Consider the following 3,700-nt stretch of genomic DNA (forward strand, 5'->3'; position numbering starts at 1 on the left):
CTCTGCTGGCAACGCCTGAACGCCCTACCCACACCCACCTGACCAGCAACAACCGTCCCAGCGAGCCGGAAAGGGCCGCACCCCGGGAATCGGAGACCCGGCACACCGTCGTGACAGACGACGCACACACCTCACACCATAAGGGACAAAACGGTCAAGCCGAAAGCCGTACCAAGGGATCAATACCCTCTGACGGATCGAGGTTGGCTGGGCAAAGTAGTCCCTAAGGCTAGGACGAATTGACGGCTCTAAGGTTGCGTCTTTCGATGCCCTCGAGCGCCCCCTCAGGCAGAATATCGAAAATGGAATCGATGTGTTTTGGTCTAGATATCATCTGCTCGATAACAAGGTTGAGTAAGCCGAATAGCGAACGAACGATTGATGCGTTTCCCTCGAGATCAATCTGACCAGGGTGGACTGCGTTGTTGCCAATTACGCGTAGCACGTCCATGGCTCGCTGGATTCGAGGATCCAATCCCTGGGCTACCAGCTTACCAATCTTGCCGTCGAGCGCGCCTGGTCCGGGGACCAATTCGTCGACCAGCATTTGGAGGGCAAGGCGAAGCAGGCCCGCAGCACTGCGGGGGGACAGCTCTGCCACGGATTGAGCTTCCTGATACACGGCAAGAATCTGAGCAGGCATATCGGGGTGGGCAGGTTGGCCGCTAATGCGAGGCGGGTGGACCAGTTTCCAGTCAGTCGCTGTTGCATCCTCTATCGCCCAGAGGGTAGGCCGAAAGCATCGTTGGCAACGCCGGGCCAGCCATTTGATTCCAATGGTCTTCAGGCTGAAAGTTACGGTCATCTCTTGCTGTTGAGTATAGGTAGCGCAGTTCGCAAAAGCGCAGTGGTAAGCGTCAAGGTCCGGCATGGGTTCGACGAAGTTTCCGTAGTCCCTGGCAGGTGGCGCAGTCATATCTTCCCCTAAGTAACCACAGGTGGGTGAGCGGCCATCCAACCCTTCGTCCTGCTCTCGGTCGGGCCGCTCATGCGGTATCAATGGTGGTGGAGGGACAGGCGCCGGCGCTCCGACTCTGCGATCTGGATATCCAGCGCGCAATGAAAAGCTGGATGGATGAAGAACTGGCAATCCGGGGTGAACTTCATGTCGTGATCCACGTAGTCTGGCTCATCGTGAGCGTATAAGGCTTCCGAGCTTCTTCCCTCCCTGCAGCCGATGAATCCAAAATTGAAGAAGAGGGCAATGAGGGGCTTGTAGACCTTGATCCACTCGAGCTTTCCATTTCCTGAGTTCCACATGTCCTTCGAGAGCAACTCGACCCACTCGACGCCTTCGAAATGCCTTTTTGCGGGCAGAAGCATGACCTCGTCGAGATAACTCTGAAACTCCAACTTGGTCATCGGGTACGGGCACCCCCGGAAGACCTCGAAGGCATCCATTATTCCCGGGTATGAAGGACCCCACTCGTCGCGAAGCGCTAATAGTCGGTCCGACGAGTAGGCCCTCTCCGCGCCGCTGATGTCCTCCCATGTGAGCCTGCTGCCACCGTCAATAGCCGAGCTGAAGCATTCGTTCAGGTAGGAGATGGCGTCACGGGGCCGGAGAAGGGTCCGGTCAAATATGTGATTTATGGGATCCCCGCGGCGAGTGTTGGTGTGAGGAATAACGTCCGAGATTGAATCGATTTCTAGGCCGGCTTCTCGGCCGGCCGCCCGCGCTCGTTCGTCGAGCATTTCACGCAGGTCTGATCGGGTCCACTTCATGTTTAGCACTAGCGAACGAAACTTCTCGCCCTGCGCCCCGCGCTGACCAAAGTCAATTTTTTCGAAGATATTAGTTCGAAGCGCCACGAGGACTTTCAGGTTTTGAACACGCTTCAAGCTGAGAACGGCGCTGAACAGGCATCGCACTAAATCGTTTGAAAGGCGCTCGTCCACCCATTGTGTATCGAGATCATCGATGATGACGTAAACCGCGTTCTGCGGGCTGTCGATGATGTCTTCGTTCAGGACTGAGATCATCTTATTCAAGCGGGCGAGCTGTGTTTCGTTGACAATCCGTTGATAATAGTCTGCTTCCTCGGCTCGGTCTTTGTCCAATGCAGCGGGCCGATTCCCGCCCAGGTCGCCAGCCCGCCGATTCCAGCCGAGATCGGTGCCCGCATTTCGCTCAACACTCCTCTCGAATTTATCGACAATCTCACGAACCCGTTGATCGGTTTCGCACCAGAACTTTCCCTCGAATTCTTCAAGATATTTTAGCGCCTCGCGCTTGCCTGGGTCGCGGCTAATCTTCTCCACTAGGGTTTGGAGAAAGTTCTGCTTTGCGACAGGGGAGTCGACGCTGTATCTGTGGCGAATGATCTCAACAAGCAGGACATGCTTCCATAGTGCCTCAAAGAAGAGATCCAAACGCACATTCAACTGATCCAGGTATTTGACGGCCTGGATATCGGTGATATACGGGAGTGATAAGTCTTGCGGGGCAATCCTGATGACCTTTCCCGGGAATTCTTCCTCAAGGTGGGTCAGGGCAGCTGATTTGCCAGCACCGGTACGTGCGACTACGAAGCAGCGAGGGTCTCGGCGCGATCGGATCGCCCGGTAATCGCCTGATTCATAGAAGGCTTCACTGAGAAGGGGGTCGGCTTCGGCCTGTCCAGCTCCCAAGTTGAAATCGCTCCGGAGTCGACGGGTCCTCGGCACGGCAACACATCCTCATCCTCTGGTCAGAAATGCATATTGCAAGGTAACAGATAGCACAAGGTCATTTGCGCCGCAACCCCCGAGGGTTTCTGCGAGATCCGTCATTACCGTAATATCGGCCCTAAAGTTGATATCTCGCTTGCAGACAAAAGGAGCCCTACCGCTGAGGGCTTGAGTGCTTACTTCCGCTATCGAACCGAACTGTCTCTGACTGTCTGAACAGCGCTGCCCTGGGATGCCGTGGCGTGGTGGCGTCGCCAGCGTCGCCCCCTCAGCTAGGTGCGGTTGCTTGCTCGTTGGATGGTCCAGGGAGCAAGGACAAGCTGAAAAAATTGTCATTCACGACCCGCCGTACTGTCCGATTTCGGACACGCCGAGCTTGTGGTGACAGTGCTGCGCCGATCTACGAAGCAGGTGATGCCTCCCTTCTGGGTCAGACGCACAAGCTTGCAGTCTTCTAAGGTCAGAGCGTTGACGTCACGTTGGCTTTTATAATCTAAGTCGTCGTGGGTTCGGTGATTTTTGGTGTGACACTCTTGATTGGATGTGAGGCTGAACTGACCCAATCAATCGGGTCAGTTGGCTTCGGTGTACATGTTGCCTGGTCAAGCTCGAGCCAGGCCAATGTTCGCGATTTGATGATCGACCAGTGCCGGCCTGAAAAAGTCCTGGCTGATGGCGGTTGGCGTGTTGCTAGGCGATTAACAGCAGGTCTTTATTTCCTGCTAATCGCCTGGCGGGCGTAGCCAGCTTCGACGCTAAGATGCGCCAATTGAGGCTGCGTGAACCGACCAGGGCTGTTGCGTTCTCGTTCGGTAAGCTGGTGAGCTGGGATGATGCTGGGTGATTGGCCTATGTGGAGGCGGTTGGAGCGGGTGAAGCCCTCAGGGTGATCATGGAGTTTCTCTAGGACTGCACGACACCGAGGACTCCACCCGCAGATGTCATCATCTCTGATCTCCGTACTGACTGTGACAACCCCCAGCGGTGAGACGCCATCACCGCCGATCACCGAGGGTGAACGTCGTGGGCT

The 3,700-nt window shown here is 55.8% G+C and carries 3 protein-coding genes; 1 reads left to right on the forward strand and 2 read right to left on the reverse strand.

The features are described from left to right. Positions 1-229: 229 nt before the first annotated feature. Positions 230-622 (reverse strand): DUF4145 domain-containing protein, encoded by a 393-nt coding sequence (locus F8271_RS32720; RefSeq protein WP_192580530.1) that lies wholly within the window; start codon positions 620-622, stop codon positions 230-232. A 374-nt stretch (positions 623-996) separates the two neighbouring features. Further along, the gene (locus F8271_RS30470; RefSeq protein ID WP_151493246.1) at positions 997-2,631 is read right to left on the reverse strand and encodes a P-loop ATPase, Sll1717 family; all 1,635 of its coding nucleotides are present in this window, start codon (positions 2,629-2,631) and stop codon (positions 997-999) included. A gap of 542 nt (positions 2,632-3,173) precedes the next feature. On the opposite strand from F8271_RS30470, the gene F8271_RS30475 reads away from it, so the two are divergent. Next, positions 3,174-3,413, forward strand: coding sequence for a hypothetical protein (locus F8271_RS30475; RefSeq protein ID WP_151493247.1), 240 nt, complete (start codon positions 3,174-3,176; stop codon positions 3,411-3,413). Positions 3,414-3,700: the final 287 nt, after the last annotated feature.

The sequence above is a fragment of the Micromonospora sp. ALFpr18c genome (genome assembly GCF_008868155.1).
Lineage (GTDB): Bacteria > Actinomycetota > Actinomycetes > Mycobacteriales > Micromonosporaceae > Micromonospora.